The organism is Rhizobium sp. WYJ-E13 (assembly GCF_018987265.1).
Lineage (GTDB): Bacteria > Pseudomonadota > Alphaproteobacteria > Rhizobiales > Rhizobiaceae > Rhizobium.
Map to the genome: position 1 here is coordinate 2,116,042 of NZ_CP076854.1, position 25,116 is coordinate 2,141,157.

The following is a 25,116-nucleotide window of genomic DNA, read 5'->3' on the forward strand; positions in this document are numbered from 1 at the left end:
TAGCGATGAAGATTTTTGCGGATATTCCCGAAGCGGCCGAACAATTTGAAGAGCTGGTTGATCTCGCCCGGCGCAACGGACGAGGTCGTCATCTGCCGTGCCGGGCGGCCCATCGCCGTCCTGACGGCGGTCTCGAAGCCCGGCCAGGGGACGATGGACGATTTTTTGGCACTGGTGGCCGCGGGGCGCCCGCGGATCGCTGACCAGACTGCCAACCACGATGATTTCCATGACGAGAACGGGCTGGTGCAATGAGCGGCGCGTCATCAAGTTCGATCGAAAGACGCGCCGACGAACTTGATTCTATCGCCGCCATACTGCCAATCGATCGCCGCGACAAACTCGCCCTGACCCATCAGGACATTGGGACGCTCAAGCACCTCGTCAGCGAGGGCACGGGGGAGAACACGCTGCGGGCGCTGACCTCCGATCTTGCCTATTTGGAAGCCTGGTCGCTCGCGACGATGGGGAGCCCCCTCCTCTGGTCGGCGCCGGAAGCGCTGCTGTTGGAATTAGTCACCCATCATCTGTGGGACCCAGCGAAACGGCAGAGCGATTCCGATCGTGGCATGCCGGCCGGCCGAATCGCCCCGACTGTCAGCACAAATCTTGTCATCTATCTCCGGTTGCCATTAGCAAGGTAATCCCGTAAAGATTACAGATGCGCAATGATAGGTGAGCCGCTAGGATGGAGACGAATCCCACCGAAGGCTTTGATGCGGCTTTGACACTGACCGATACTCTCGACCATCTGCCGGCCAACAAAAGGCGTGGGCTCGCGCGCGTTTTGGAAGTCATTTTTCCGAAGTCGAGCAATTCCGCGCCACCAAACTGTCGGCGAGACGTGCCGGCAGCCAGATCCTGAAGGTCATCCTCTATGGTTCTTATGCCCGCGGCGACTGGGTGGAGGATCGCTCAAGCGGCTACCGCTCCGATTACGACATTCTGATCGTTGTCAATTCCGAGGCCTTCGCGCAAGAGCAGGAACTGTGGCTCGGCCTGGATGAGAGGCTCCTCCGAGACCAGATCGCCCATCGGATCGAAACGCCGGTCATCCCGATCGTCCACAGTTTGCATGATGTCAACGACCAGTTGTCGCGCGGCCGGCCCTTTTTCGTCGATATCGCAAGAGACGGCAAGGTCCTCTATGAGGAGGAAGGCCATCCACTGGCCGAGCCGAAGCCTCTCACTAGGGAACAGGCGAACACCGAGGCGCAGCAGTATTTTGATCAGTGGTTTCAAAGTGCATTGCATCGCTTCGATCTCGCACGAACCGGCATTGAGCGCGGATACAACAACGACGCTGCCTTTGATCTTCATCAGACCACTGAACGGCTTTATCATTGCTTCCTGCTGACACTCACGCTCTACAGCCCGAAATCACATCGCATCAAAGTCTTGCGTTCGAAAGCCGAGGAGATCGACAAGCGGCTGATCGCAGCTTGGCCGCGAGACAACCGGCTCGCCCGCCGGCACTTCCAGCTCCTGTCGCGCGCCTATGTCGAGGCGCGATATTCGCCGAACTACGAGATCAGTTCACAGGACCTCGCATGGCTGGTCGAGCGGGTGAAGGTTCTTCAGCAAACGGTTGAGTCAGTATGCAGAGAGAAGTTAGAGGATGCGGGTTAGCAGGAAGAAGTTATCGCGGCGGCCGAGGCGATCACGCCAGCGAAACGTGGAAAGCCTATGCTTCCGCGGCGATCGAGCAGCGGCTTTCAGCGCTGACCTAGAGCTATTATCAGCGCGGCACGCCGCTCGACCGCAAGGATCGCGATTTCGCCACCGTGTTCATCGGCATCCGCAACACCCACGCCGCCCCTACTCGATTGAGGAAGCGGTTCTGCCCGAACACCTGCTTGCTATGCTGGAGACACTTCCTCGAGGCACGCTGCCGGGCCTGCGCGACCGGGCGATGCTGGTGATCGGCTTTGCGCGGGCTGCACGTTCCGAGATCGTCGGGCTCGACTTCGACCGTGACCAGACGCAGGACAGTCGCGGCTGGGTTGCCCATGTCGCCGTTAAGAACGTCCGATAACGTTGCATTATCCGACGTTATTTGATGCGGTCGTACGCTTAAGGTAGAAACCGTCCAAAAGGTAGAACAATGGGGTCTGTCGTGTCTCTCAACATCAAGAACCCGGCCACCGTCGCCCTTGCCGATGAACTTGCCCGCCGCCAGGGCATCAGCAAGACCGCAGCCATTCATCAGGCCCTCACCGAACGCCTGCATCGCCTGGGATATAGCGATATGGCGCAGGAGCGTCTGCTTGGCGACGTGCGGGCCATCCGCGAACGTGTGGCGCGATTGCCAGAGCTCCACAATCGCAGCGACGAAGACATCGTCGGCTATGACGAGAACGGCATTCCGAACTGATGGTGATCGACACCTCCGCCATAGTCGCAATCCTGCGCAACGAGCCAGAGGCATTGCGGCTGGAACGCAACCTAGTTGCCGATCCGCCTGGTCCCCGCCACCTGTGTGCTGGAGGCGCGGATGATGCTTGTCAGCCGGCGTGGTGAGCATGCGCTGGCTGAGATCGACCTCTGGCTGAGGAAAACCGAAGCGGAGATTATTCCGGTCGATGGCGATCTCGTGGATCTGGCGACGCAAGCCAGGCTGAGCTACGGCAAAGGCCAGCACCCGGCAGGTTTGATTTTTTACCGATTGTTTCTCCTACGCGCTGGCAAAACGCGCCGATGTAGCCCTGCTGTTCATCGGCAACGACTTTTCCCAGACCGATGCAGAGGCGGCGTGATGACCCGCGACACGGATCTCGATCACGGTCGCACGGATCGCATCCCCTCCCCCCACCTCACCGTCGGCATCCAATCTGCCGGCGCACCTACAAGAGCTCCCCGAGCGCGCCCGCGCTGGATCAGATTATGCCCCAAGCCCGGTAGCGGCCACGGCCGGTGAATTCGCGGATACCGATCTCGTTGATCAAGTTCAGCGCGCCGCGCTGCGTGACACCAAGCTCGCGGGCAACCATAGCGGCCGACACCATTGGGCGCGACAGGACGAAATCGGCAAGCTGCGGCAGGCTGCTGTTCGACCGGCGACCGCGAAAGCGCAACTCCATCTGCGTGCGCGCGAGCGACAGGCGATCGATCTCCTTGAGGCCGGCGGCGGCACTCTCCCGCATCGCACCGAGAAAGGCCTGCAGACGCGTCAGCCGATCACGCGAGCGCCGGCGCTCATGGCGGATCTGCTTCAGCCCGATGTGAAAAGAAAAGAGATGCGAGGCGACCTTGCCTCTGGCACGCAGGTTGCTGCCGATCAGCAGGCCGCCGAGCCAATGCTGACGGCGCAACGGTTCGATCCGCTCCCAGGCGTCGAAAAGAATCGCAGCCGCCAGACTGGGCGGCAGCTCATCGGCGAACGGGATCAGACCGCGCCATTCCTGCAGCCGTTCCTCCTCGTTCCATTCGTCATCGTCGAACAGGCCGAGCGGATCGTCATCCCGCTTCGAGGGTGCAGCCTCCGCCGGCTCCTCCACGACAGTCTTGCCCGCATGCCGGTCGAGAAGCCTCTGCGAACGGGCGAGCAAAGCGTCGAGCTCGGCGATTTCGGCGGCGAGCGGTGCTTCGTCATCCTCATCATCAGCTTCGCTCTCGGAAGGCGCAAAGGCTCCCGCCTCCGGCACGCTCTCCTCCCCTTCCAACGTGCTGGCGGTCAGCACGCCGAGACCTGTCGGGCTGAGCGCCCAACCAGGATCGGCCGTCTCGATCCGCCGCCGTGTGCGCAGGACGGAATGGGCGATCGTCAGCTCGTGGCTCGGCGCGCGGCTGTCCATATGGGCGTCATGCAGGACGAGATCTTCGACATGCACGAGATCGCCCGCCACCCACAGTGCGCCGGCCGCGTCGAAGAAATGACTGCGCTCGGCAAAGCCTTGCCCTACCGGCGAACGCCCCGCCCGCTCATCGAGGCGCGCCAGAGCATCCTCGGCCGCGGCGATGGCCGGAAGCAGCGTCTGGAGCGTTGCGGCATCAATATCATAGTGCATTGTTAGGCTTAATGGATTCTCACAAAGGGAAGCGAAACCCGCATTACCTTCCGTCAGTTATCGCATGACGGAGACATACGAACAACGTCATGACGGGCAAGCTCAAGGTTTTCACCCGGTTTTCCGATGGATCATTGGCCGGTATCGATTGAACGGCATAGGCGGACGAAGCAATCGCTCGCCTGTCGGGTGAAGCCGAGCCATCCACCAAGGCACTTCCTCGCGATCCGGTTCGGCTCCGATTAACCGTGCGCCTTGCAGTTTATTTTACAGCGCTCGGCTTCCCGGCTCTGTAAGCCTCGTAAAGCTCATCGAGGCGGCCTGAGAGATAGGCGCCAAAATCCGGCGCATCGCCAGTCTTCAGCGCGATCGTGAAGGACGTACCGGTGCTTTTGATACGACCGGCGATCTTGCCGCCGTTCGCAGGCTTCCAGTCGTATTCCGTGCTCTCGGGCTTCGCCTCTTCCTTCTTGGAAAGCTCGGCAATAATCAGTTCGAAACGGCGATCACTCTCCACAGCATTGAAAGTGGAGGATGCAACCAGCTTGGTCAGGCGCGAGACGGCGGCATCGGTCCAATCCTGGGCAAGCGCCATCCATCGCCTGCGGCCGATGCCGGGAGCAGCGCCGACAGCCTGGATGATATCGGCAGGGATAGTTTTCGCCACGGAAATGAGCTTCGACAGTTCCGTTTTGTCGGTCGAGAGTGCCTTCATGATGACGGGACGGTCGAACTTCTTCAGTTCGAGATTGAGCGCAAAGACGGCCCGCTCGATATAGGACAGATTGCGCCGCGCCGAGTTTTCAATGCCCTGGGCAATGACGAGATCGGTATCGTCGAGCTTGCGGATGACCGCCTGCACCTTGCGGCCGAGCAGCTTCACGGCCTGAAGGCGACGATGGCCATAGGCTACCTGATAGCGCCCATCATGATGCGGATTGCGCCGCACGAGGATCGGCACTTCCTGACCGTTTTCGGCAATAGACTGGACGAGTTCGTCTTCCATATCGAGCGGCTCGTCGCCGAGGCGATCGCGAATGAAGGAGGAATCGATCAGATCAGGATCGAGTTCGACAACATGTTCGCCTGAAAGCAGGGCCTCTTCCATCGCCCTGCTCTCCTCCTCCATACGGCCGAGCGTCAGCGCCATGGTGCGCACCGGACCGGCGGCTCCGCGCACGGATGTTTCCTCGAAGTTGGCCGCGGCCAACTCCTGCGCCGTATCAGTGAACAATCCCTTCAGTCGATCTCGTCGGCTCATATGCGACCCCATGCTTTATGGATGCTGGTTAGAATTTCGCCATTGGCGGCGTTAACCGATTCCAGTGCCCGGTCATAAGTGGAGCGGCGAACCTGCCCCTTTTCAATTTCGTAGAGGGTCTGCTTGGTCAGACCTGCATCGGCGATCGCCGTCGACTTCAGGATCGTCGCCGTCAAGACATCATCGCCGAAGAGACTGCGCAACAGTGCCACGATCTGCGATTGCGGTCCGTCGAAAGGCTCATGGCGGGTAACGACATATTTGATGAAATCGTGCTGCAAGTCACCGCCGGCCTTGCGCACGACCGACAGAAGGTCTGATGTCATCAGCAGGAATTGCGACATGGAGGCGACATCGACCATCTGCGGATGAACGGTGATCAACAATGACGTGGCGGCGCAGACGGCACCAAGCGTGAGGTAGCCGAGTTGCGGCGGGCAATCGATGACGACAATATCATAGTCCCCTTCGACTTCCGCGATTGCATTGCCGACACGACGGAAGAACAGCTCTTCCGGCTTCTGGCGCTCATTCAGCGCACGCGGCGTTTCATGCTCGAACTCCATCAGCTCGAGATTGCCGGGGACCAGATCCAGACCATCGAAATAGGTCTTGCGGATGATATCCTTCAGCGGACGCCGCTGCGCATCGTAGCGAATGGCACCGTAAAGCGTGTCACCATCTCCGAGGTCGAATTCCGGCTGAACGCCGAGCAGGGAGGAAAGCGAAGCCTGCGGATCGAGATCGATCGCCAGAACACGATAACCTTCTAGCGCCAGATGCTGCGCCAGATAAAGCGTGGTCGTGGTCTTCGCCGAACCGCCCTTGAAATTGGTAATGGCGATGGTCTGCAGCTTCTCGCCGTCCCGCCGCCAGGGCAGGTAGGAGAGCATATCCTTCGGCTTGATCTTCGCCATGTGCTGGCGCAGCTCGTTGATCTGGCCAAGCGTGTAAGAGCGGCGGCCATTCTGCGAAACATCCGGCTGCGGACCTTTACCATCAAGCGAAAGCTGACGAAGATAGCCGTCGGAGACACCGATCATCTGCGCGGCTTCGCCTGATGTGAATGTCCGGAGCGTCTTTTGCGAAAGCGGCGGAAAGAGCCTTTCCCGCAGCAGCTTCAGCTGGCGCGACAGCTGCGTGGCGTGCCTTTCGATGCGAACGTCCGTGGTCGATACGCTAATGTTGTCCAAAACACTTGCCCCTTCTTAAAGCGCTTTTCCGTCAACATAGCGTCAAAAAGCGTATCGAAGATGACATGATTCGGATGTAGCGACAATAAACGGTTCGCTAACCACACAGATTGAAAGTTGGCCGCGGCCAACTCTTCGGTCCGCCCTTGCGAAAGACCTGCTTTAGCGGCACAACCCGCAGGAAATCGCGAGGGCGGAAAACATGCGGCACATCCATATCATCGGTATCGGTACGGGCAATCCCGAGCATCTGACCGTGCAGGCGATCAACGCCATGAACTCGGCAGACGTCGTGTTCATCCCGACCAAGGGGGCCACGAAGGCAGATCTCGCCGAGCTCCGCCGGGAAATCTGCGAGCGATACCTGACCCGCAAGGGCGTCCGCATCGTCGAATTCGAGGTACCGAAGCGGGCGGTCCAAGACCGAACTTATGTCCAGAGCGTCGACGACTGGCATGCGGCGATCGCCCGTATCTACGAGGGTCTGGTCGGCGATCTGCCGGAAACCGGAGCCGGGGCTTTCCTCGTCTGGGGCGACCCGAGCCTCTATGACAGCACGATCCGCATCATCGAACGGGTGCGCAATGCCAGTACCTGCGCCTTCGACTATGATGTCATTCCCGGCATCACGAGCATCCAGGCACTGGCGGCCAGCCATCGCATTCCTGTCAATCTCGTCGGCAAGCCGGTCGAAATCACCACCGGGCGGCGGCTGCTGGAAGAAGGGCTGACGCATGCGAGCACCGTCATCATGCTGGATGGCGAACAGGCCTTTTCCAAGATCGACGATCCCGAGGCCGAGATCTTCTGGGGCGCTTATCTCGGCACGAAGGATGAAATCATTCGCTCAGGCCGGCTTGGCGATATCGCCGACGACATCATCCAGCTCCGTGCCGACGAGCGCAGGCGCCATGGCTGGATCATGGACATCTATCTCCTTCGTAAGGGACAGGATTTCGACGACTGAATGTCCCTTCACTGCCCCCTTCACCGGACCGATCTCGCTTTGCTGCATCTGGCGCGATCATGTAAGACATGGCCAAAGGATGGATGAATGCGTAGCGTTACCGGCAAGATCTTGGAAGCAGAGAGGCCCGATATAACGAGCATGCAGCGCGGCGCCTGCCCGGCACTTGCAGCGCCCATGCAGACCGGTGACGGCCTGCTCGTGCGCCTGAGGCCGGCCGGTGGCGCACTCACTATCTCCCAGTTTCGGGCGCTGGCTTCGGCAGCCGTGCGCCATGGGAACGGCATTCTGGAAATCACCGCCCGCGGCAATCTGCAGATCCGCGGCCTTCGTCCTGGGTCAGTCGGACCGCTGGCGGCGGATATCGACGCCGCCGGTATCACCGTGCCTGATGGCGTCGCGATCGAGATTTCACCGCTGCACGGCGTCGATGCCGATGAGATCGCCGATACGGCGGAGATGGAAGCGGCGCTGCGCAACAGGCTCTCCGCGTTTCTCAGCTCTCCGCGCCTTGCGCCGAAACTCTCGATCCTGATCGATGGTGGCGGGCAATTTTCGCTTTCCACGCTCACTGCCGATATCCGCATCGTCGCAGAACATGCTGGTCAGTGGCTGGTCTCAATAGCCGGCGATGGACAGGACGCGACGCCGCTGGCCCTCGGCAGTGCGGATGCAGCCATCAACGCGGTCGGCGATCTGCTTCAGATCCTGATTGCACACGGCAGGCAGACACGCGCCCGCGACATCGACACAGCAACATTGCGCGCCCAATTTCCGCAGATCGACAGCATCCGATCTACCCGTCCAGCGCCTCAGAAATCCTCCTTCGTCGGCGTCACGAGGCTTCGGGATGGCAGCGCGGTACTCGGCGTGCGGTTGAAATTCGGCCAGGCCAGGGCCGCCGATCTGATCTCTTTCCTGACTTCCACCGAGAGTGCTGGCGGGACGGAAATCCGGTTGGCGCCTGATCGTGGCTTCTTCCTGATCGGCATCGGCGAGACAGAAATGCCCGCTATGCAACAAGCGGCCATCGATCATGGATTCAGCGTCACGGCGCACGAGCCGGCCGAGCAGATTGCCGCCTGCGTGGGGGCAGGGGCCTGTGTCTCGGCCTTCTACGATACGAGAGCTCTGGCTGGCCAGCTGATCAATCGCGTTCCCGATCTCTTCGACGGCTCTCTGAAGCTTCATCTCTCCGGTTGTGCGAAAGGTTGTGCGCACCGACGCGCAGATCTCGCGATCGTCGGTTCGGCTGAAGGTTACAGTTTTGTCCTCGATGGGCTTGCGGCCGACAGGCCGGCTGCAAGGATTGCTGGCGGACGGATCGATTTCGCTATAGAGAGGCTCGCCCGGCTGATCGAAGCCAAGAAAGGTGCCGGCGAGTCGAGTGCCGAAAGCTTGAAAAGGCTTGGGGCCATCGGCCTCACCGAGGCGCTACAACAGGAATAAAAATGCCAGACTACGACTATATCCGCAGCGGAGACGCGATCTATGAGCGCTCTTTCGCGATCATTCGCAGCGAAACCGACCTCTCGCGTTTTTCGCCCGAAGAGGCCGATGTCGCCGTCCGCATGATCCATGCCTGCGGCCTGGTGGAGGCGGCACAGAATTTCGTCTTCTCACCCGGCTTCGTCCATGCTGCACGGATCGCCCTGCAGGACGGTGCGCCGATCTTCTGCGATGCGGAAATGGTAGCGCATGGCGTGACGCGCGCGCGCCTGCCGGCGAAGAACGAAGTGATCTGCACGCTGCACGATCCACGCACCCACGAACTCGCCCACGCGACCGGCAATACCCGCTCGGCTGCCGCCATCCAACTCTGGCTCGACCGGCTCGCCGGCAGCGTCGTTGCCATCGGCAATGCGCCGACGGCCCTCTTCCATCTTCTCGAACTCTTGCGGGATGGTGCGCCGAAACCGGCAGCGATTATCGGCATGCCGGTCGGCTTCGTCGGTGCTGCCGAATCCAAGGATGCGCTTGCGGAGAATTCCTACGGCGTTCCCTTTGCCATCGTACGCGGCCGTCTTGGCGGCAGCGCCATGACCGCGGCCGCCATTAATGCGCTGGCGAGGCCAGGCCTATGAGCGGCCATCTGATCGGCGTCGGCACCGGACCCGGCGACCCGGAACTGCTGACCCTCAAGGCGGTGCGCGCCATCGAGAGCGCCGATGTCATTGCCTATTTCGCCAAAGAGGGCAGGGGCGGCAACGGCAGGGCGATCGTCGAACATCTGCTGAAGCCGGGCGTCGAGCTGCTGCCGCTCTACTATCCGGTTACGACCGAGCTCGACAAAAGCGATCCACTCTATCAGAGCCGCACCACCGGCTTCTACAATGACTCCGCCGACGCGCTCGCCCGCCATCTCGATGCCGGCCGCACGGTGGCAGTGCTCAGCGAAGGCGATCCACTCTTCTATGGCTCCTACATGCACCTGCATGTGCGGCTGTCGCAGCGTTATCCGACCGAGGTCATCCCCGGCATCAGCGCCATGTCCGGCTGCTGGTCGCTGGCTGGCATGCCGATCGTGCAGGGCGACGACGTGCTTTCGGTGCTGCCGGGAACGATGACCGAACAGGAATTGACCCGCAGGCTCACGGACACCGAGGCTGCCGTCATCATGAAGGTCGGTCGCAACCTGCCGAAGATCCGCCGCGCGTTGCGGGCGGCCGGACGTCTCGGCGACGCTCTCTATGTCGAACGCGGCACGATGGCCAATGCCGCGATGGTGAAGCTCGCCGAACGCGATGAGGGTGAAGCGCCGTACTTCTCGCTCGTGCTCGTGCCCGGCTGGGAGGCCAGCCGATGAGCGGCCGGCTCTTCGTGATCGGCACCGGTCCCGGCAATCCCGGGCAAATGACGCCGGAAGCACAGGCAGCCGTGGAAACCGCGACCGACTTCTTCGGCTATGGCCCCTATCTCGACCGCCTGATGCTGCGCGCCGGCCAGAGCCGACATGTCTCCGACAACCGCGAGGAGCTGGACAGGGCGGAGGCTGCGCTGACGATGGCAGCCGGCGGCGCCGATGTCTGTGTCGTCTCGGGCGGCGACCCCGGTGTCTTTGCCATGGCCGCTGCCGTCTGCGAGGCGATCGACAGGGGACCGGCGCAATGGCGCGGTGTCGATCTCGTTATCCTGCCCGGCATCACCGCCATGCTGGCGGTGGCCGCCCGTGTCGGGGCGCCGCTCGGTCACGATTTCTGCGCCATATCGCTCTCGGACAATCTGAAGCCCTGGACCGTTATCGAGAACCGCCTGGAGCTTGCGGCCCGCGCGGGCTTCGTCATCGCCCTCTATAATCCGATCAGCAAGGCGAGGCCCTGGCAGCTCGGCAAGGCTTTCGAGCTTCTGCGCCAGCACTTGCCGGCAACGACGCCTGTCATCTTCGGTCGGGCGGCCGGGCGGCCTGATGAGCGGATCACCGTTCAGCCGCTTGATAGAGCTGACGCCGATCTCGCCGATATGGCGACCTGTGTCATCGTCGGTTCTCCCGAGACGCGGGTGATTGCCCGCGAGGGGCAAGCGGACCTCATCTATACGCCGCGCTTCATGGCCGGAGACAGGAGATGATCGATCGCTTCGAGCGCCGCTTCGACCGTTCCGACCGACGTCCTGGCGGCGGCGGGCGCGCGGGCGATCACGACAAGCTTGATGCCGAGCAGGCGGGCGGCCTCGATCTTGGCATAAGCGGCCGAACCGCCGCTGTTCTTGGCGATGACAGCGTCGATGCGATATTTCCGCATGAGCTCTATCTCGCCTTCGAGCATGAAGGGGCCGCGGTCGAGTACGTATTCGACGTCAGGCAGAGCGAGAGGCGGATCGACGGGATCGACACTGCGCACGAGGTAGAAATGCTGAGGGGCGACCTCCGCATGGTGCGCGCCTTGTCGGCCTGTCGCCAAAAGGACGCGCCGAGGCGCCGGGCCGAGCGTGGCGACGGCAGCAGGAATGTCCGCCACGACATGCCAGTGATCGCCGGCTTCAGGAACCCACTCCGGGCGGACGAGCGCGATGGCGGCAATGCCGGTGCGTTCCACTGCCGCCGCGGCATTGGCCGAAATGCGCTCGGCGAAGGGATGGGTGGCGTCGACCAGCAGATTGTAGCCTCCCGCCACCAGGAATTCGGCAAGGCCTTCCGCGCCGCCGAAGCCGCCGATGCGGACGGGGACGGGCTGTTCGACTGGAGCCTGCGTGCGGCCGGCCAGCGACAGCAGGATGTCGAGATCGTCTCGGCCGGCAAGCTCTGCGGCAAGCCTGCGCGCCTCGCCCGTACCGCCAAGGATCAGAACGCGGGTCTTGTCCATGTCTGATATGTCTCCCAACGACCCGCCCTGGCTCACTCTTATCGGCATCGGCGAGGATGGTCCAGAAGGCCTTGGTGATGAAGCCAAGCGACTGATCGTAGCCGCGCCTGCCGTGTTTGGTGGTGCGCGCCATCACGACCTTGCCGATGCGCTGATTTCAGGTGAACGGTTCACCTGGCAGAGCCCGTTCGAAAAATCGGTCGAAGCGATCCTGGCGCGGCGTGGCACGCCTGTTGTCGTGCTCGCCTCGGGCGATCCCTTCCTCTACGGCGTCGGCGCGACGCTCTCGCGTCATGTCGCAGCAGAAGAGATCTATACCATTCCGGCACCATCCGCCTTCAGCCTTGCCGCCTCGCGCCTCGGCTGGCCGCTGCAGGAGACGGCGTGTGTTTCGCTGCACGGACGGCCGTATGATCTTGTCCGCCCGCATCTCCATGCGAACAGGCGCATTCTGACGCTGACGTCGGACGAGAAAGGACCACAGACACTTGCCGAACTGCTTGCCGCCAATGGCTTTGCCGGCACACGGCTGACGGTTCTGGAGGCGCTCGGCGGCAAGCGGGAAAGGATCAGGAGCACCACGGCAGGCAATTTCGACCTTGCCGATATCGACCCCTTGAATGTCTGTGCGCTCGATGTGATCGCGGCGCCGGGGGCTCGTATCCTGCCTTATGTCTGCGGCCTCGACGACGATCTTTTCGAGCATGACGGACAGATTACCAAACGGGAGATCCGTGCCGTCACGCTGTCGGCGCTGGCGCCGCGGCATGGCGAACTCCTCTGGGATATCGGCGCCGGCTCGGGATCTGTTGGTATCGAGTGGATGCTTGCCGATCCGTCACTGAGGACGATCGCCATCGAGCAGTCGCCGGAGCGCGCCGCCCGTATTGCTCGAAATGCCGCAACCTTCGGTGTGCCGCAGCTTGCCCTCGTCGAGGGCGTCGCACCCGCGGTAACGGCCGGCCTGCCGGCACCGGACGCGATCTTCATCGGCGGTGGCGGCAGCGAGGCCGGTGTTATGGATGCGGCAATCGCCGCCCTGAAACCGGCGGGGCGGCTCGTCGCCAATGGCGTGACGCTCGAGATGGAGGCGGTCCTCCTGGCAGAACATGCTGCCCGCGGCGGCTCGCTGACGAAGATCGAAATCGCCCGCGCCGCACCTGTCGGCGGCATGAGTGGCTGGCGGCCGGCCATGCCGGTAACGCAATGGCGCTGGATCAAGGAATAGGAAAATGACGGTTCATTTCATCGGCGCCGGACCGGGGGCTGCAGATCTCATCACGGTGCGCGGACGCGACCTGATCGGCAAATGCCCGGTCTGCCTCTATGCCGGCTCAATCGTCTCGCCCGAACTCCTGCAATATTGCCCAGCCAGCGCGCGCATCATCGATACAGCGCCGATGTCGCTCGACGAGATCGAGGCCGAATATCTGCGGGCGGCTGCGGCCGGCGAAGATGTGGCACGACTGCATTCCGGCGATCTCTCCGTCTGGAGCGCGGTTGCCGAGCAGGTCCGCCGGTTGGAAAAGCATGGCATCGGCTACACGATGACGCCGGGCGTTCCGGCTTTTGCGGCCGCCGCCTCCGCACTCGGCCGCGAGCTGACGATCCCGACCGTGGCGCAGAGCCTCGTGCTGACACGCGTATCTGGCCGGGCCTCGCCGATGCCGAATGAAGAAACGCTCTCGAAATTCGGCGCGACAGGCGCGACCCTTGCGATCCACCTCGCCATCCATGCGCTAGCACAGGTAGTCGCGGAGCTGACACCGCTTTACGGTGCCGATTGCCCCGTTGCCATCGTGGTGAAAGCCACCTGGCCGGACGAGCGTATCTTGCGCGGCACGCTCGCCGATATCGAAGGCAAGGTGGCAGCCGAACCGATCGAGCGCACGGCAATCATCTTCGTCGGTCGCTCGCTTGCATCGGAAGATTTCCGCGAAAGCTCGCTTTACAATCCCGCCTACCAGCGCCGCTTCCGCGGCCGCGAATAGTCGCTCAGACCTTCGCCGCAAGATAGTCCATGCTTGCCTTCAACGCGGCGCCTGGATCTTTCAGCGCATGGATTTCGTCCGGCGCCTCTTCGGAAAAGCGCCATCCCGTCGGCATCGACGAGGCCGGAACTGAACAATCTTCTGCATCGGCCGGAAGCGGAGAGGTGAGAGCCTGCGGGTCGCCGTCCGGCGACGGCGGCCTTGGAAAGGATGTGGCCTTTCATTTCCTCCGGGTCCGGCGTTTCTGGTCGAGGAATGCGTCGAATTCGAAATCTTCGGCTTGGCCGCTATCGATACCGGTGCCGATCGCGTCGCGTAGCGCCTTCACTTTGGCCTCGTGCTCTTCCAGAAGCCGCAGGCCGGCACGGATGACCTCGCTCGCCGAGCCGTAGCGGCCTTCAATAACCTGCCGTTCGACAAAGCCCGCAAAATGATCACCCAAAGCAATGGATGTGTTTTTGGACATGAGAACCTCCATGTTACTACCAATATGTACCAAAATTTGGTAGTCCTCAATTCAGAGCGAGCCTCTTTGCTGGGGAGGGTGCGAGCCTGTGATTGGCATCGGTGCCGCCCTGTGTCAGAGAATAGATCCATCAGGAACAGATTCTCAGGCGCCGGTGACGATAGGCTTTGCCCATGCGGAATTGATCGCGGTTCTCGTCGCTGTGACGGGCGACGAGCCGCGCGTCATGACGATCCGCAATGGCGATGCGCTGCCGTCAGGCCCTTTTGAAATGGGCCATCGCACGCTGCAATCGGGCTTGCGCGAATGGATCCAGGAACAGACCGCTCATCCCGTCGGTTTCCTCGAGCAGCTTTACACTTTCGCCGACCGCGACCGGAACAACGATATCCAGGGCGGTCGCACCATCTCGATCAGCTATCTCGGCCTCGTCAACGAACAGTCGGGCGCCGGACGGCCGGGCTGGCATGGCTGGTATGAATATTTCCCCTGGGAAGACCATCGCGACGGGCGTCCCGCCATCATGGACGAACTCATTGCGCGGCTGCGCCTCTGGGCCGATGTCGATCCGACCAGGCGCGAATACCGTCATCGCCGCTCCGATTTCACCTTCGGGCTCGATGGCGGCGGCTGGAACGAGGATCTGACGTTGCAGCGCTACGAGCTGCTCTACGAGGCAGGCCTCGTTGCCGAAGCGGGTTGCGACAAGGCCGCCAACCTCGGCCGGCCGATGTTTGCCGATCACCGGAGGATTCTCGCGACCGGTATCGCCAGGCTCAGGGCCAAGATCAAATACCGCCCTGTCGTTTTTGAACTCATGCCCGAAAGCTTCACCCTGCTGCAGCTGCAGCGGGCCGTCGAGGCGCTCGCGGGCCTAACGCTGCACAAGCAGAACTTCCGCCGCCTGATCGAGCAGCAGGAACTGGTGGAGGAAACCGGCGAGGCGACGAGCGAAACCGGCGGTCGGCCGGCCAAGCTTTTCCGCTTCCGCCAGACCATCCTCGAAGAGCGCGCGCTCGCCGGAACGAAATTACCGCTCTCCCGGAATTGACATATGCTCATCGTGAGAATATCTGTTTGCGCATGATATGCTCAAATCGAGCATAATTGATGGAGCCGGCCATGTACCACCTCGTTTCCGCGTCTTCCCTCTATGACCGCGTCAGCCGCGTCATTCCCAAAGCCGAATGGATGACGTTTCAGGACGATGTCGATGCGATCCTCGAGCTGAAGCGTAAGCGCAACGCCGTCATTCTCGCGCATAACTACCAGACGCCGGAAATCTTCCATGGCGTCGCCGATATTGTCGGCGACAGTCTGGCACTTGCGAGAAAGGCAATCGAGGTCGATGCCGATGTGATCGTGCTCGCCGGCGTGCATTTCATGGCCGAGACGGCAAAGCTGCTGAACCCGAAAAAGACGGTGCTGATCCCCGATATGGGCGCCGGCTGTTCACTGGCCGATTCGATCACGCCCGAAGATGTCGCGCTGCTGCGCCAGGCCCATCCGGGCGTACCCATCATCACCTATGTCAACACATCGGCCGCCGTCAAAGCCGCCTCGGATATCTGCTGCACCTCGGGCAATGCCAAGAAGGTGGTCGAATCCCTTGGCGTGGCCAGGGTGCTGATGATCCCGGACGAATATCTTGCCCAGAATGTCGCCAAGGAAACCGATGTCGAAATCATCGCCTGGCACGGTCACTGCGAGGTGCATGAGCTTTTTGGCGCTGATGATGTGCGCCAACTGCGCGAAAACCACCCAGGCGTTATAGTGCTTGCCCATCCCGAATGCCCACCTGAGGTCGTCGCCGAAGCCGATTTTGCCGGCTCGACGGCCGTCATGTCCGATTATGTCGGGCAGAAGAAGCCGGCTCGCGTCGTGTTGCTCACCGAATGCTCGATGAGCGACAATGTCGCCGTCCATCATCCCGATGTCGAATTCATCCGCCCCTGCAATCTCTGCCCGCACATGAAGCGCATCACGCTCTCCAATATCCGCACGGCACTTGAGGAAAACCGCCATGAGGTGACGGTCGATCCCGCGGTTGCAGCAGCTGCCCGGCGCGCTGTCGAAAGGATGCTGGCGATATGAGCGAGATTGCTGACCAACGGACCGGCCGCACCGTCATCGTCGGCAGCGGTCTTGCGGGATTGATGACGGCGCTCACCCTGGCGCCTGAACCCGTTATCATCGTCACCCGCGCCGGCCTCGGCACGGAGACATCGAGCGCCTGGGCGCAAGGCGGCATCGCGGCCGCTTTGGGGGCTGATGACAGCGCCGCGCTGCATCTTGCCGATACGCTTGCAGCCGGCGACGGGCTTTGCGATCCTGCCATCGCTGCCGGGATCGTCGCCGAGGCGCCTGATGCCATTGCCGCGCTGGAACAGGCGGGCGTGCGCTTCGACCGAACCGCGGATGGCGCCTTGTCGCTGGGGCTGGAAGCAGCCCATAATCGCCGCCGCATCGTGCATGCGCAAGGCGATGGTTCCGGTGCGGAGATCGTTCGTGCGCTTGTCGCTGCCGTTATCGCGACACCCTCCGTCACCCTGCTGGAAGGCCTGGAAGCCCGTCGTATCCTGAGCGATGAGGAGGGCGTCACCGGCCTCGTCTGCGCCGGCGAGAATGGTGCAATTCTCCTGGCGACGCGGCGGATCGTGCTTGCGACCGGCGGCATTGGCGGGCTCTATGAAGCGACCACCAATCCGACCGGAAATTTCGGCCAGGGCATCATGCTCGCGGCCCGCGCCGGCGCAGAACTCGCCGACATGGAATTCGTGCAGTTCCATCCGACCGCGCTCGATTCCCGCCGCCGGCCCCTGGCGCTCGTCAGTGAAGCCGTGCGCGGCGAGGGCGCCGTGCTCGTCAACGAGCGTGGCGAACGTTTCATGGCTGGCGTGTCAGGCGCAGAACTTGCCCCGCGCGATGTGGTGGCACGCGCCATCAGCGCTGAACTGACGCGTGGCGGGCGGGTCTTCCTCGACGCCCGCGAGGTGCTTGGCGATCGTTTCGCCGCCCGCTTCCCTGTCATTGACACGCTCTGCCGGGAGGCTGGCATCGATGCGAGCCGTCAGCTCATCCCCGTTCGTCCCGCGGTCCATTATCACATGGGCGGGGTCGCGACCAATGCTTCCGGCCGCAGCTCCGTTGCCGGGCTCTGGGTTGCCGGTGAGGCAGCCTCTACCGGCCTGCATGGCGCAAACCGGCTGGCGAGCAATTCGCTACTGGAAGCCGCTGTCATGGGCATGCGTGCCGCGCGCGACATTCTCTCGATGCCGGCCGCAAAGCCGCCGGCGCCTGAGACCGGCATTGCGCTGCCGGCGGCGGCCGATCCTTCACTGGTCCGGCCGATCGTCTCGCGCCATCTTGGCGTGCTGCGCAACGCAGGAGCGATCCATGGCGCCGTCGCAAGCCTGCTGCCGCTTGCCGAAGACGATGGGGCGGCCTCCGATCCCGCCGTCGTTGCGCTGCTGATTGCGGTTTTCGCCAGCCTTCGGGCGGAATCGCGCGGCGCCCATGCGCGCACCGATTTCCCGCTGAAGCGCGCCGAAGCCGCACGGCGAAAGATGACGCTCGCCGAGGCTCTGGAGATTGCCCGGGCCACCGCCTCCCATCCCCTTGCAAGGAGTGCCTGAGATGAACCTCGCTTCCCTTCCGCGCGTCATTGTCGAGCCGCTGGTGCGCGCCGCCCTTGCCGAGGATCTTGGCCTCGCCGGCGACATCACGTCCGCTGCCGTCATCCCCGAAGACCATCGCTCCACGGTCGTCATGGCCGCTCGCCAGCCGGGCGTCGTAGCCGGCCTCGATGCCGCTGAGCTTGCCTTCCAGCTCGTCGATCCCGCTATCGCAGTGAAGCGGCATCTGTCTGATGGCGCAGCCGTCCAACCGGGCAGCATCATCGCCACCATCGAAGGTCCCTCGCGCGGGCTGTTGACGGGCGAACGGACGGCGCTGAATTTCCTCGGCCATCTCTCCGGCATCGCAACGGTGACGGCGGGCATCGTCCAGGCGATCCGTGACACCAGGGCCTCCGTCGTCTGCACCCGCAAGACGACGCCGGGTCTGAGGGCGCTGGAAAAATATGCCGTGCGCGCCGGCGGCGGCATGAACCATCGTTTTGCGCTCCATGACGCCGTGCTGATCAAGGACAATCACGTCGCCATTGCCGGCAGCGTTTCGCAAGCGATCCGCCGCGCGAAAGGCGGCATCGGCCATATGGTCAAGATCGAAGTGGAGGTCGACACGCTCGACCAACTTCACGAAGCGATGGGTGAGGGGATCGATGCCGTGCTCCTCGACAACATGACGCCCGATCAGCTCCGCCAAGCGGTCGACATCGTCGCCGGGCGGGCAATCACCGAGGCCTCGGGCCGCGTGACGCCGACAACGGCGCCAGCGATTGCCGCTTCCGGCGTCGACCTGATTTCCGTCGGTTGGCTGACGCATAGCGCCCCGGTGCTCGATATCGGCCTCGATTTCGTCGAAGCCGCCGCCGAAATCGCGACACCACTGCGCCGGGTTGCCCAAGCATTTTAGGAGCGCTCAGCTTTCCAGGATCGCAAACCACGAGGATGATCTGGTAGCCGACCGCGACCGGCTGCCATCAGGTCCGAATTTACGTCCTTGTTGTTTCCAAACCGTCATCAGAACATGCCCGAGATCCCTCGGCGTTTTTCGCTGGACACAGCCCCGGGCTATTGCAAAGCTTCGTGAGCCCACTGGAGGAGTGAGGCGAATTGGAGGAAATAGATTTGCAAAAACATGATGTTATTCCGTTGATGGGATTTGGGACCTTCGGGCGCAACGGCAAGGACGGTATCGATGCTATCCTGTGCGCGCTCGAAACCGGCTATAGGCACCTCGACACTGCGCAGACCTATGATACGGAGTTCGAAGTCGGCGAAGCGCTGCGCCGTTCGGGCCTTGATCGAGACGAGGTCTTCCTGACGACGAAGATTTCGACCGATAATTTCGGTCCAGGGGCGCTGGTCTCGTCGCTAGAAAAGAGCCTTGAAGCGCTCAAGGTCAATCAGGTGGACCTGACGCTGATCCACTGGCCATCGCCCAACGGCCGCATTCCTCTCGAGGTCTACATCACCCAGATCGCCGAGGCGCAGGCCCGCGGCCTGACGAAGCTGATCGGCGTATCGAATTTCACGATCGCCCTTCTCGAAGAAACCGAAGCCCTTCTCGGCAAGGGCAGGATCGCCAATAACCAGTTCGAGCTCAACCCGATCCTTCAGAACAAGAAGCTCGCAAACTATTGCCGGGAAAAGGAAATCCTCGTCACCTGCTATCTGCCGATCGCCCGTGGCCTCCTCTCCGGCGAACCGGTGCTGCGCGCAATCGGCGAACAATACGATGCCACACCGGAACAGGTGGCAATCGCCTTCGAACTTGCCAAGGGCTATTGCACTATCCCGACATCGGGCCGGCCTGAGCGTATCCGCTCGAACTTCAAGGCAAGCTCGATCAAGCTGTCGCCTGAGGAAGTCACCCGGATTGAGATGATCGATCGCAACCACCGCGTCGTCGATCCGGACTGGGGGCCGAAGTGGGACTAGTTTTTGCGCCCGGATCGAGGCGCTCGCTTAGCGATTTCGGCCGTTGGCGGCGCAGCAAGAAGGGGCTCTACTTCTCGGTTGAGGAAGCGGCAGCACTGGCGGAATACATGGCAGCAGCGCCGGTTCGCATGGCGGGATGATGCTCCGAAATAGAGCGGCGTGTCACGCCCATATGCAGTATTCGTAAAGTGTGTTGGTAGCCAGCATTGCCCGGAGCGTAAATATTCGCTGAAAATCTTGCTCCATCAAAGCAAAAGCGCTTCCCGTTGCCCGCTATTCACTCTAACATCAAATAATCGGCCGGTGCGCTCGACGCATTCCGGCTTTTGAAGGTGAGAACCGTGATGGACGGGTCAACCGGGGAAGTGAAAGCGAACAGACTATGTCTGCTCGGCAGGCCGCGATTGTTGGTCGCCGGGACTGAGCTGCCCTTGCCCGAAAAATCCTATTTCCTATTGGCAATGTTAGCGCTGTCGTCGGAACCGCTGGTCGACCGCGAAACCATCCGGTGCCAGCTCTGGCAATCCGAACTCCCCGAAAAGCGGGCCGGCAGCCTGCGCCAGCTTCTGTCGCGCATCGAACAGAGCATTCCTGAAAACCTGCCGCCCTTGCTTACCGCCACGCGCACCCATCTCGGCCTCGCGCCCGGCTGGGAGATCGATCTCGATATCCTCAAGCGGAAGGATGTGCTGAGGCGACAAGAAAGCGGCATCCTGCTCGGCGAACTGCTCGAAAGCGTCAAATCTCCGACGCAGGGCGCAGAAGACTGGCTGACCTTCGAGCGCCAGCGGATTAACGAAACGCGCTCGGCGCATCTTGTCCGCCTTCTGGAAGACGAAGACAAATGCCCGGACGAGGAACAGATCGCCTTTGCCAAACGCCTGATCGAGCTCGATCCCGCCAATGAGATCGCTTGCCGGGCGTTGATGCGCGCCCATGCCCGCATGAACGACCTGCCGGCGGCGCGTCAGGCCTATCTGAAGTATCGCAGCCAGCTCAAGGACGATTTCGACATCGAGCCGGACGAGGCCACGGCGGCGCTCGCCCGCGAACTCGGAATCCTGGCCACGGCACAGCTGGCGAAGGAACGTCCGCGTCCCGCCTCCGAGCTGCTGATCGATCCGGCCGGCCAGCCGCGCATCGTCATCCTGCCGCCAGAGAGCATCTTCACCGATCCGCTGATGGAGCGTGTCGGCCGCGCATTGCTCGAAGATGTCACGATCGGGCTCAGCCAGCAGCGCGGCTTCAAGGTAATCGCCGCCCATACGAGCCTGGAAATGCTGAGCCGCGCGCTCGATCCGTCGCGCCCGACCATCGGCCCGCTCGACCTGTCCTTCGACTATGCCGTTTATGTGACGATCCAGGGGCGCGACGAGGATGTCTATACCACTTGCCGGCTGACGCGCACCTCGACATCAGAAGTGCTTTGGGCGGTCGAAATTCCTTTTGCAATGCAGAAGATCAGCGAAGCCTTCAGCCAGCTCACGCGGCGCATCGTCATGACGCTCGCCGATACGATCGAGCGCTACGAACTGGCGATGCCGCTCGGCGACGTGCCGGCTTCGGCCTATCGCCTCTATCTCGAAGGCAAGCGGCTGATTGCCCAGACCGACCTGCAGCACCTGCGCCAGGCGCGCAGGTGGTTCAAGTCGTCGCTTAGCCGTTACGAGCATTTCTCGCCGGCTCATGCTGGCATGTCGCGCGCACTCGGCATGGAATGGCTGATCCGCGGCATGCACGACCGGGACCTGCTGGATGAAGCCTACGCCTCCGCAAGGATGGCACGGCAGACCGACCCGAACAGCGGCCGGGCCTATCGCGAACTCGGCTTCGTGGCGCTTTATCGCCGCCGCTTCGAGGAAAGCCTCGAAATGTTCGAGCAGGCGCGCGAACTCAATCCCAACGATGCCGACATCCTTGCCGATTATGCCGACGCGCTGCTGCACAATGCCGAATTCGACAAGGCGCTGGAATTGAGCAAGGCAGCCTTCAAGCTCAATCCGCTGCCGCCGGATTATTATTACTGGAACCTCGGCGGTATTCATTTCGACCGCGGGGAATATGAGGAAGCGATCGAGGCGCTGGAGCCCGTGAAGACCAAACAGGCTACGGCCCGGTTGCTCGCCGCCTCCCACGCCATGGCCGGCGACCTCAGGAAGGCGCAGAAATATGCCAAGGTCGTGCTTGAGAATTTCCCGGATTTCCGCAGCGAGGACATCCGTCACTTCATACCCGACCGTGAGCAGGTTCACACGAACAGGCTGATTCAGGCACTTCAACTGGCCGGATTGCCCTGATAGCTCGCATTTTAACAATGCCTGTAACGCTTGAATGACGCAGGCAATGTTCTCTTCCAATGGTTAACGGCGGCCAGCCGCCCAACCTTTTGGAGAGAGATCATGAAGACCGTTGAAACCAACGCCGCAATCCAGACCCCGACGCTCCGTTTCTCCGCTGCCGCCAGGGCTGCCATGAAGCAGGACGAACTCAGCGTTTCGCCGAACGGCCTTGAAAACCTGACGCACGCCCTGAAATTCCGTTAAGGAATAGCAGCTGATGTCAGCATTCACCGAGCTTGCTTTGCTTGCCGAAGACCTTCAGCGGTCATCGGCAGGCGTCAACAGCTACCACGACCGGTCGATGACCCCGGCGCAGACCTTTGCGGCGATCAAACCGCATCTGCGCGATTTCGGGATTACCCGCGTCGGGCTGCTGACGGGGCTCGACGTGCTGAACATTCCGGTTGCCTTCGCCACACGGCCGAACAGCCACACGCTGTCGGTCTTCCAGGGCAAGGGCATCGACAAGGAAGCGGCGATGACCTCGGCCGCCATGGAGGCGATCGAGACCCGCATTGCCGAAATTGCGCCTGCCGACCTGACACTCGCCAGCCTCGAGACCATGAAGGCGGAACGGGCCGCGATCATCGACCTCGACAGCGTGGCGCGTTGCGTGCCCGACGAGATCGGCAACGCTCAGATCCCCTGGTGTTCCGGCCTCGACCTCCTCTCGGGCAGCACCAGTTTCGTGCCCTGGTGGCTGGTCGGCCTCGACCATCGAGGCGCCCGCCCGCCGGGCTTCGAACAGTCGAGCGACGGCCTTGCGTCGGGCAATACGCCGGCTGAAGCAGTGCTGCACGGGCTCTGCGAACTCGTCGAGCGCGATGCCTGGGCTCTCACCCAGCTCAAATCCCCCGAACAGCTCAAGCAGAGCAGAGTCGATCCGCTCGCCTTCGGCGATGCCGTCATCGACGTCATGGTCGATCGCATCCGCCAGGCCGGCATGCGCCTGCTCCTGATCGACATGACCACCGATATCGGTGTGTCTGCCTTTCTCGCCATCATCATTCCCGGCAATCTCTCCGATCGCGTCGATGCCCGCTGGGCTCAGGTCTGCGGCGGTTGCGGCTGCCATCCCGATCCGGTACGTGCGGCTCTTCGCGCCATCACCGAGGCCGCCCAGAGCCGGTTGACCGCCATTGCCGGCAGCCGTGACGATTTCTCGCCGAGGATCTACCAGCGAATCGACCGCAGCGCCGGCATGCGCCAGGTCGTCGATCTCTGCAGCAATGATGCTGCGCTGAAACCATTCCCCATGCGCCCGCAACGTCCGATGACGATCCAGGATACGATCCGCCACATTGCCGGCCGGCTGAGGGCCGCGGGCATCAGTCAGATCGTCGCCGTGCCGCTGCCGCATCCGACCCTTCCGGTTTCCGTCGTGCGCGTGATCGTGCCGGGCCTCGAGGTCGATATCAGCGGCCAGTACATCCAGCTTGGTCTGCGCGCCGTCAACGTCATCAGGGAGGCCGCGGCATGAAGATCCTCTTCGTCGGTCCGAGCCTTGCAAGCGAAATCGCCGAGGCGCGCAAGCAGCATCCCGATATCGATTTCCGCCCGCCCGCAGCCTGCGGCGACATTTTGAGAGCCGTGCATGAGGGGGCGAGCGCAATCGGCCTGATCGACGGCTATTTCGGCGATCTGCCGTCCGTCTGGCACAAAGAAATCCTCTTTGCGCTGGAAAAGGGCATTGCCGTTGCCGGCGGCTCCAGCATGGGCGCGCTGCGCGCTGCCGAATGTTCCGCTTTCGGCATGGTCGGCATCGGCTCGATCTTCGACGATTACGAATCCGGCGAGCTCGTCGATGACGAAGCCGTGGCGCTCGTCCATGCGCCGCAGGAACTCGGCTGGCTGCCGCTTTCCGTCCCGTGGGTCGATTTCGAGCCGACGATCGAAGGCCTCCATGCCAGGGGCGAGATTTCCGTCAGCGAGCGCAAGAAGCTGCTGCTCGCCGGCCGCTTCCTGCATTTTTCCGAGCGGACCTACGCCAAGGTGATCGACGAGTGTCACTTCGCCCGCAAGCCGCGGCGCGACCAGATCCTGGCAACGATCCGCGCCAATCGCGTTGAACGCAAGCGAACCGACGCACGGCTCGTGCTGGAATGGCTGGAAAAGGGAGTCTTTGCGTCAACAAGGCGTGACTGGCGCTTTGCGGCAACCTCGCATTGGGAGCTGCTGCAGGCCGAAGTCACGCAGCAGACGCCGCCTGTAACGCTCGAATAACGGTTCCGCGCCGAAGATATCCTCCGTGGGGATTTTAATGATCGTCGAGGGCGGAAACAATGTTCGAAAAAAGGGACCAGGGTGCAGGCAGAGAATACGCAAGACTCTTCCGGCTGCTGTCGGCAGCCAAGGACGAGGCTGAAAAACTTCAGCTGCGCAATCTCATGCACCTGACAAACATGGCGCTGCTGCAGGTCGTCATCGATTGGGACGGCATCGATCCGGATAGGGAACTCGATGCGAACCTCGAAAGACTCGTCGGCAGCAAAGCCAAGATCGCAATGAAGGACGCTGGCGAAAATCTGATCGTGATCGAACGCCATTAAGCCCGATGCGGGTGCGACTGATCGCTAAATATTCAGGCCGACGTTTTATTCCGCGGCGTCGGCGTCCATCTGCTCGGTGCTGGCGATTGCCTGGACGAGCTTGAGGATTTTCTTGCGAAGCTGCTCGTTCTTGATCGAGAAGAAGGCAGCGTTGAGCTGGACGCCTTCACGCGAAATGACGAATTCTTCGCTCGGAGCGGGATTATCGTTTGCGTTGGCGGCGGGCGGCGTCAGGTCGTCGAAGAAGGTTCTGACATCGACGCTGAGCGCGCCGGCGATTTCGACGAGCATGCTGGCGGAGACGCGGTTGGAGCCTTTTTCGTATTTCTGGATCTGCTGGAAGGTCACGCCAACACGATCGCCCAGTTCCGTCTGAGAAACCTTTCTCAGCAGTCGCTGTATGCGGATCGTCTTGCCGACGTGAACGTCCACGGAATGCGGTTCTTCTTTCATCTGATATTCCCTCCTGCGAAAACCG

General features: G+C 62.0%; 27 protein-coding genes and 3 pseudogenes. 24 read left to right on the top strand and 6 right to left on the bottom strand.

Annotation, left to right across the window (positions count from 1 at the left end):
* Positions 1 to 57 precede the first annotated feature (57 nt).
* From KQ933_RS31240 to KQ933_RS33665, 6 genes and pseudogenes are all read left to right on the top strand, one after another.
* Positions 58 to 255 carry a prevent-host-death family protein gene (locus KQ933_RS31240; protein WP_367882537.1) on the top strand — a complete coding sequence of 66 codons (198 nt, stop codon included), beginning with the start codon at positions 58 to 60 and terminating at the stop codon, positions 253 to 255.
* A pseudogene (locus KQ933_RS31245) lies at positions 252 to 575 on the top strand (integrase); the annotation flags it as partial. The gene KQ933_RS31240 and the pseudogene KQ933_RS31245, both read left to right, overlap by 4 nt.
* Before the next feature lie 328 nt (positions 576 to 903).
* Complete coding sequence (locus tag KQ933_RS31250; protein WP_367882538.1) at positions 904 to 1,629, top strand: HEPN domain-containing protein; 726 nt, start codon at positions 904 to 906, stop codon at positions 1,627 to 1,629.
* 59 nt (positions 1,630 to 1,688) lie between these two features.
* Positions 1,689 to 2,005, top strand: a pseudogene (locus KQ933_RS31255) (integrase); the annotation flags it as partial.
* Positions 2,006 to 2,116: 111 nt separating this feature from the next.
* On the top strand, positions 2,117 to 2,374 hold the full coding sequence (locus tag KQ933_RS31260) for a type II toxin-antitoxin system VapB family antitoxin (RefSeq protein ID WP_216759871.1): 258 nt from the start codon (positions 2,117 to 2,119) through the stop codon (positions 2,372 to 2,374).
* Positions 2,374 to 2,756, top strand: a pseudogene (locus tag KQ933_RS33665) (type II toxin-antitoxin system VapC family toxin). The gene KQ933_RS31260 and the pseudogene KQ933_RS33665 overlap by 1 nt, the downstream one beginning before the upstream one ends.
* 120 nt (positions 2,757 to 2,876) lie before the next feature.
* Here KQ933_RS33665 and KQ933_RS31265 read toward each other — a convergent pair.
* The 3 genes from KQ933_RS31265 to repA all read right to left on the bottom strand — a co-directional run bounded on the left by KQ933_RS31265 (position 2,877) and on the right by repA (position 6,461).
* Positions 2,877 to 4,007, bottom strand: a complete 1,131-nt coding sequence (locus tag KQ933_RS31265) for an RHE_PE00001 family protein (RefSeq protein ID WP_216759872.1) — start codon at positions 4,005 to 4,007, stop codon at positions 2,877 to 2,879.
* A 262-nt stretch (positions 4,008 to 4,269) separates the two neighbouring features.
* Positions 4,270 to 5,268 carry a plasmid partitioning protein RepB gene (gene repB, locus KQ933_RS31270; protein WP_216759873.1) on the bottom strand — a complete coding sequence of 333 codons (999 nt, stop codon included), beginning with the start codon at positions 5,266 to 5,268 and terminating at the stop codon, positions 4,270 to 4,272.
* Complete coding sequence (repA, locus tag KQ933_RS31275) at positions 5,265 to 6,461, bottom strand: plasmid partitioning protein RepA (protein ID WP_216759874.1); 1,197 nt, start codon at positions 6,459 to 6,461, stop codon at positions 5,265 to 5,267. Before repA ends, repB begins: the two co-directional genes overlap by 4 nt.
* A 202-nt stretch (positions 6,462 to 6,663) precedes the next feature.
* On the opposite strand from repA, the gene cobF reads away from it, so the two are divergent.
* The 5 genes from cobF to KQ933_RS31300 all read left to right on the top strand — a co-directional run bounded on the left by cobF (position 6,664) and on the right by KQ933_RS31300 (position 10,995).
* Positions 6,664 to 7,428 (top strand): precorrin-6A synthase (deacetylating), encoded by a 765-nt coding sequence (cobF, locus tag KQ933_RS31280; protein WP_216759875.1) that lies wholly within the window; start codon positions 6,664 to 6,666, stop codon positions 7,426 to 7,428.
* Between the two features lie 87 nt (positions 7,429 to 7,515).
* A complete protein-coding gene (gene cobG, locus KQ933_RS31285) occupies positions 7,516 to 8,877 on the top strand; it encodes a precorrin-3B synthase (protein ID WP_216759876.1) in 1,362 nt (453 codons plus the stop codon).
* Positions 8,878 to 8,879: 2 nt separating this feature from the next.
* Positions 8,880 to 9,512, top strand: a complete 633-nt coding sequence (locus tag KQ933_RS31290; RefSeq protein WP_216759877.1) for a precorrin-8X methylmutase — start codon at positions 8,880 to 8,882, stop codon at positions 9,510 to 9,512.
* Positions 9,509 to 10,234 (top strand): precorrin-2 C(20)-methyltransferase, encoded by a 726-nt coding sequence (locus KQ933_RS31295; RefSeq protein ID WP_216759878.1) that lies wholly within the window; start codon positions 9,509 to 9,511, stop codon positions 10,232 to 10,234. The genes KQ933_RS31290 and KQ933_RS31295 overlap by 4 nt, the downstream gene beginning before the upstream one ends.
* The gene (locus KQ933_RS31300; RefSeq protein ID WP_216759879.1) at positions 10,231 to 10,995 is read left to right on the top strand and encodes a precorrin-3B C(17)-methyltransferase; all 765 of its coding nucleotides are present in this window, start codon (positions 10,231 to 10,233) and stop codon (positions 10,993 to 10,995) included. Before KQ933_RS31295 ends, KQ933_RS31300 begins: the two co-directional genes overlap by 4 nt.
* Here KQ933_RS31300 and KQ933_RS31305 read toward each other — a convergent pair.
* On the bottom strand, positions 10,959 to 11,729 hold the full coding sequence (locus KQ933_RS31305; protein WP_216759880.1) for a cobalt-precorrin-6A reductase: 771 nt from the start codon (positions 11,727 to 11,729) through the stop codon (positions 10,959 to 10,961). The genes KQ933_RS31300 and KQ933_RS31305 overlap by 37 nt on opposite strands.
* Between KQ933_RS31305 and cbiE the strand changes: the two genes are divergently transcribed.
* Together cbiE and cobM are read left to right on the top strand one after the other, a co-directional pair.
* Complete coding sequence (cbiE, locus tag KQ933_RS31310) at positions 11,728 to 12,957, top strand: precorrin-6y C5,15-methyltransferase (decarboxylating) subunit CbiE (protein ID WP_216759881.1); 1,230 nt, start codon at positions 11,728 to 11,730, stop codon at positions 12,955 to 12,957. The two genes, KQ933_RS31305 and cbiE, sit on opposite strands and share 2 nt — an antisense overlap.
* Before the next feature lie 4 nt (positions 12,958 to 12,961).
* Complete coding sequence (gene cobM / locus KQ933_RS31315) at positions 12,962 to 13,720, top strand: precorrin-4 C(11)-methyltransferase (RefSeq protein WP_216759882.1); 759 nt, start codon at positions 12,962 to 12,964, stop codon at positions 13,718 to 13,720.
* 220 nt (positions 13,721 to 13,940) lie between these two features.
* Here cobM and KQ933_RS31320 read toward each other — a convergent pair whose 3' ends face one another.
* The gene (locus KQ933_RS31320; protein ID WP_216759883.1) at positions 13,941 to 14,186 is read right to left on the bottom strand and encodes a type II toxin-antitoxin system ParD family antitoxin; all 246 of its coding nucleotides are present in this window, start codon (positions 14,184 to 14,186) and stop codon (positions 13,941 to 13,943) included.
* A gap of 154 nt (positions 14,187 to 14,340) precedes the next feature.
* On the opposite strand from KQ933_RS31320, the gene KQ933_RS31325 reads away from it, so the two are divergent.
* From KQ933_RS31325 to KQ933_RS31375, 11 genes are all read left to right on the top strand, one after another.
* On the top strand, positions 14,341 to 15,237 hold the full coding sequence (locus tag KQ933_RS31325; protein ID WP_216759884.1) for a hypothetical protein: 897 nt from the start codon (positions 14,341 to 14,343) through the stop codon (positions 15,235 to 15,237).
* A 71-nt stretch (positions 15,238 to 15,308) separates the two neighbouring features.
* Positions 15,309 to 16,280, top strand: coding sequence for a quinolinate synthase NadA (gene nadA / locus KQ933_RS31330; RefSeq protein WP_216759885.1), 972 nt, complete (start codon positions 15,309 to 15,311; stop codon positions 16,278 to 16,280).
* Positions 16,277 to 17,821: an L-aspartate oxidase gene (locus KQ933_RS31335; protein WP_216759886.1), complete on the top strand. Its 1,545-nt coding sequence runs from the start codon at positions 16,277 to 16,279 to the stop codon at positions 17,819 to 17,821. Before nadA ends, KQ933_RS31335 begins: the two co-directional genes overlap by 4 nt.
* A gap of 1 nt (position 17,822) precedes the next feature.
* Positions 17,823 to 18,722 carry a carboxylating nicotinate-nucleotide diphosphorylase gene (gene nadC / locus KQ933_RS31340; RefSeq protein WP_216759887.1) on the top strand — a complete coding sequence of 300 codons (900 nt, stop codon included), beginning with the start codon at positions 17,823 to 17,825 and terminating at the stop codon, positions 18,720 to 18,722.
* A gap of 215 nt (positions 18,723 to 18,937) precedes the next feature.
* The gene (locus KQ933_RS31345) at positions 18,938 to 19,750 is read left to right on the top strand and encodes an aldo/keto reductase (protein WP_216759888.1); all 813 of its coding nucleotides are present in this window, start codon (positions 18,938 to 18,940) and stop codon (positions 19,748 to 19,750) included.
* On the top strand, positions 19,741 to 19,890 hold the full coding sequence (locus KQ933_RS31350; RefSeq protein ID WP_216760922.1) for a hypothetical protein: 150 nt from the start codon (positions 19,741 to 19,743) through the stop codon (positions 19,888 to 19,890). Before KQ933_RS31345 ends, KQ933_RS31350 begins: the two co-directional genes overlap by 10 nt.
* 204 nt (positions 19,891 to 20,094) lie before the next feature.
* Positions 20,095 to 22,047 carry a BTAD domain-containing putative transcriptional regulator gene (locus KQ933_RS31355; protein ID WP_216759889.1) on the top strand — a complete coding sequence of 651 codons (1,953 nt, stop codon included), beginning with the start codon at positions 20,095 to 20,097 and terminating at the stop codon, positions 22,045 to 22,047.
* Between the two features lie 102 nt (positions 22,048 to 22,149).
* Positions 22,150 to 22,293 (top strand): hypothetical protein, encoded by a 144-nt coding sequence (locus KQ933_RS31360; RefSeq protein ID WP_216759890.1) that lies wholly within the window; start codon positions 22,150 to 22,152, stop codon positions 22,291 to 22,293.
* A gap of 13 nt (positions 22,294 to 22,306) precedes the next feature.
* The gene (locus tag KQ933_RS31365; protein ID WP_216759891.1) at positions 22,307 to 23,569 is read left to right on the top strand and encodes a YcaO-like family protein; all 1,263 of its coding nucleotides are present in this window, start codon (positions 22,307 to 22,309) and stop codon (positions 23,567 to 23,569) included.
* On the top strand, positions 23,566 to 24,312 hold the full coding sequence (locus KQ933_RS31370) for a TfuA-like protein (protein WP_216759892.1): 747 nt from the start codon (positions 23,566 to 23,568) through the stop codon (positions 24,310 to 24,312). Before KQ933_RS31365 ends, KQ933_RS31370 begins: the two co-directional genes overlap by 4 nt.
* Positions 24,313 to 24,371: 59 nt before the next feature.
* Positions 24,372 to 24,638, top strand: coding sequence for a hypothetical protein (locus KQ933_RS31375; RefSeq protein WP_216759893.1), 267 nt, complete (start codon positions 24,372 to 24,374; stop codon positions 24,636 to 24,638).
* Positions 24,639 to 24,683: 45 nt separating this feature from the next.
* Here the strand turns inward: KQ933_RS31375 and KQ933_RS31380 are convergent, their stop codons facing one another.
* Positions 24,684 to 25,091 carry a helix-turn-helix domain-containing protein gene (locus KQ933_RS31380; protein ID WP_216759894.1) on the bottom strand — a complete coding sequence of 136 codons (408 nt, stop codon included), beginning with the start codon at positions 25,089 to 25,091 and terminating at the stop codon, positions 24,684 to 24,686.
* Between the last annotated feature and the right edge of the window lie 25 nt (positions 25,092 to 25,116).

Coding starts and splice junctions, on each gene's coding strand:
- KQ933_RS31370 (WP_216759892.1), top strand. CDS start 23,566: ATGAAGATCCTCTTCGTCGGTCCGAGCCTTGCAAGCGAAATCGCCGAG.
- cobM (WP_216759882.1), top strand. CDS start 12,962: ATGACGGTTCATTTCATCGGCGCCGGACCGGGGGCTGCAGATCTCATC.
- KQ933_RS31300 (WP_216759879.1), top strand. CDS start 10,231: ATGAGCGGCCGGCTCTTCGTGATCGGCACCGGTCCCGGCAATCCCGGG.
- KQ933_RS31375 (WP_216759893.1), top strand. CDS start 24,372: ATGTTCGAAAAAAGGGACCAGGGTGCAGGCAGAGAATACGCAAGACTC.
- KQ933_RS31290 (WP_216759877.1), top strand. CDS start 8,880: ATGCCAGACTACGACTATATCCGCAGCGGAGACGCGATCTATGAGCGC.
- nadA (WP_216759885.1), top strand. CDS start 15,309: ATGTACCACCTCGTTTCCGCGTCTTCCCTCTATGACCGCGTCAGCCGC.
- KQ933_RS31360 (WP_216759890.1), top strand. CDS start 22,150: ATGAAGACCGTTGAAACCAACGCCGCAATCCAGACCCCGACGCTCCGT.
- KQ933_RS31365 (WP_216759891.1), top strand. CDS start 22,307: ATGTCAGCATTCACCGAGCTTGCTTTGCTTGCCGAAGACCTTCAGCGG.
- cobF (WP_216759875.1), top strand. CDS start 6,664: ATGCGGCACATCCATATCATCGGTATCGGTACGGGCAATCCCGAGCAT.
- KQ933_RS31355 (WP_216759889.1), top strand. CDS start 20,095: ATGGACGGGTCAACCGGGGAAGTGAAAGCGAACAGACTATGTCTGCTC.
- KQ933_RS31265 (WP_216759872.1), bottom strand. CDS start 4,007: ATGCACTATGATATTGATGCCGCAACGCTCCAGACGCTGCTTCCGGCC.
- KQ933_RS31305 (WP_216759880.1), bottom strand. CDS start 11,729: ATGGACAAGACCCGCGTTCTGATCCTTGGCGGTACGGGCGAGGCGCGC.
- repB (WP_216759873.1), bottom strand. CDS start 5,268: ATGAGCCGACGAGATCGACTGAAGGGATTGTTCACTGATACGGCGCAG.
- KQ933_RS31335 (WP_216759886.1), top strand. CDS start 16,277: ATGAGCGAGATTGCTGACCAACGGACCGGCCGCACCGTCATCGTCGGC.
- KQ933_RS31320 (WP_216759883.1), bottom strand. CDS start 14,186: ATGTCCAAAAACACATCCATTGCTTTGGGTGATCATTTTGCGGGCTTT.
- nadC (WP_216759887.1), top strand. CDS start 17,823: ATGAACCTCGCTTCCCTTCCGCGCGTCATTGTCGAGCCGCTGGTGCGC.
- cobG (WP_216759876.1), top strand. CDS start 7,516: ATGCGTAGCGTTACCGGCAAGATCTTGGAAGCAGAGAGGCCCGATATA.
- cbiE (WP_216759881.1), top strand. CDS start 11,728: ATGTCTGATATGTCTCCCAACGACCCGCCCTGGCTCACTCTTATCGGC.
- KQ933_RS31380 (WP_216759894.1), bottom strand. CDS start 25,091: ATGAAAGAAGAACCGCATTCCGTGGACGTTCACGTCGGCAAGACGATC.
- KQ933_RS31295 (WP_216759878.1), top strand. CDS start 9,509: ATGAGCGGCCATCTGATCGGCGTCGGCACCGGACCCGGCGACCCGGAA.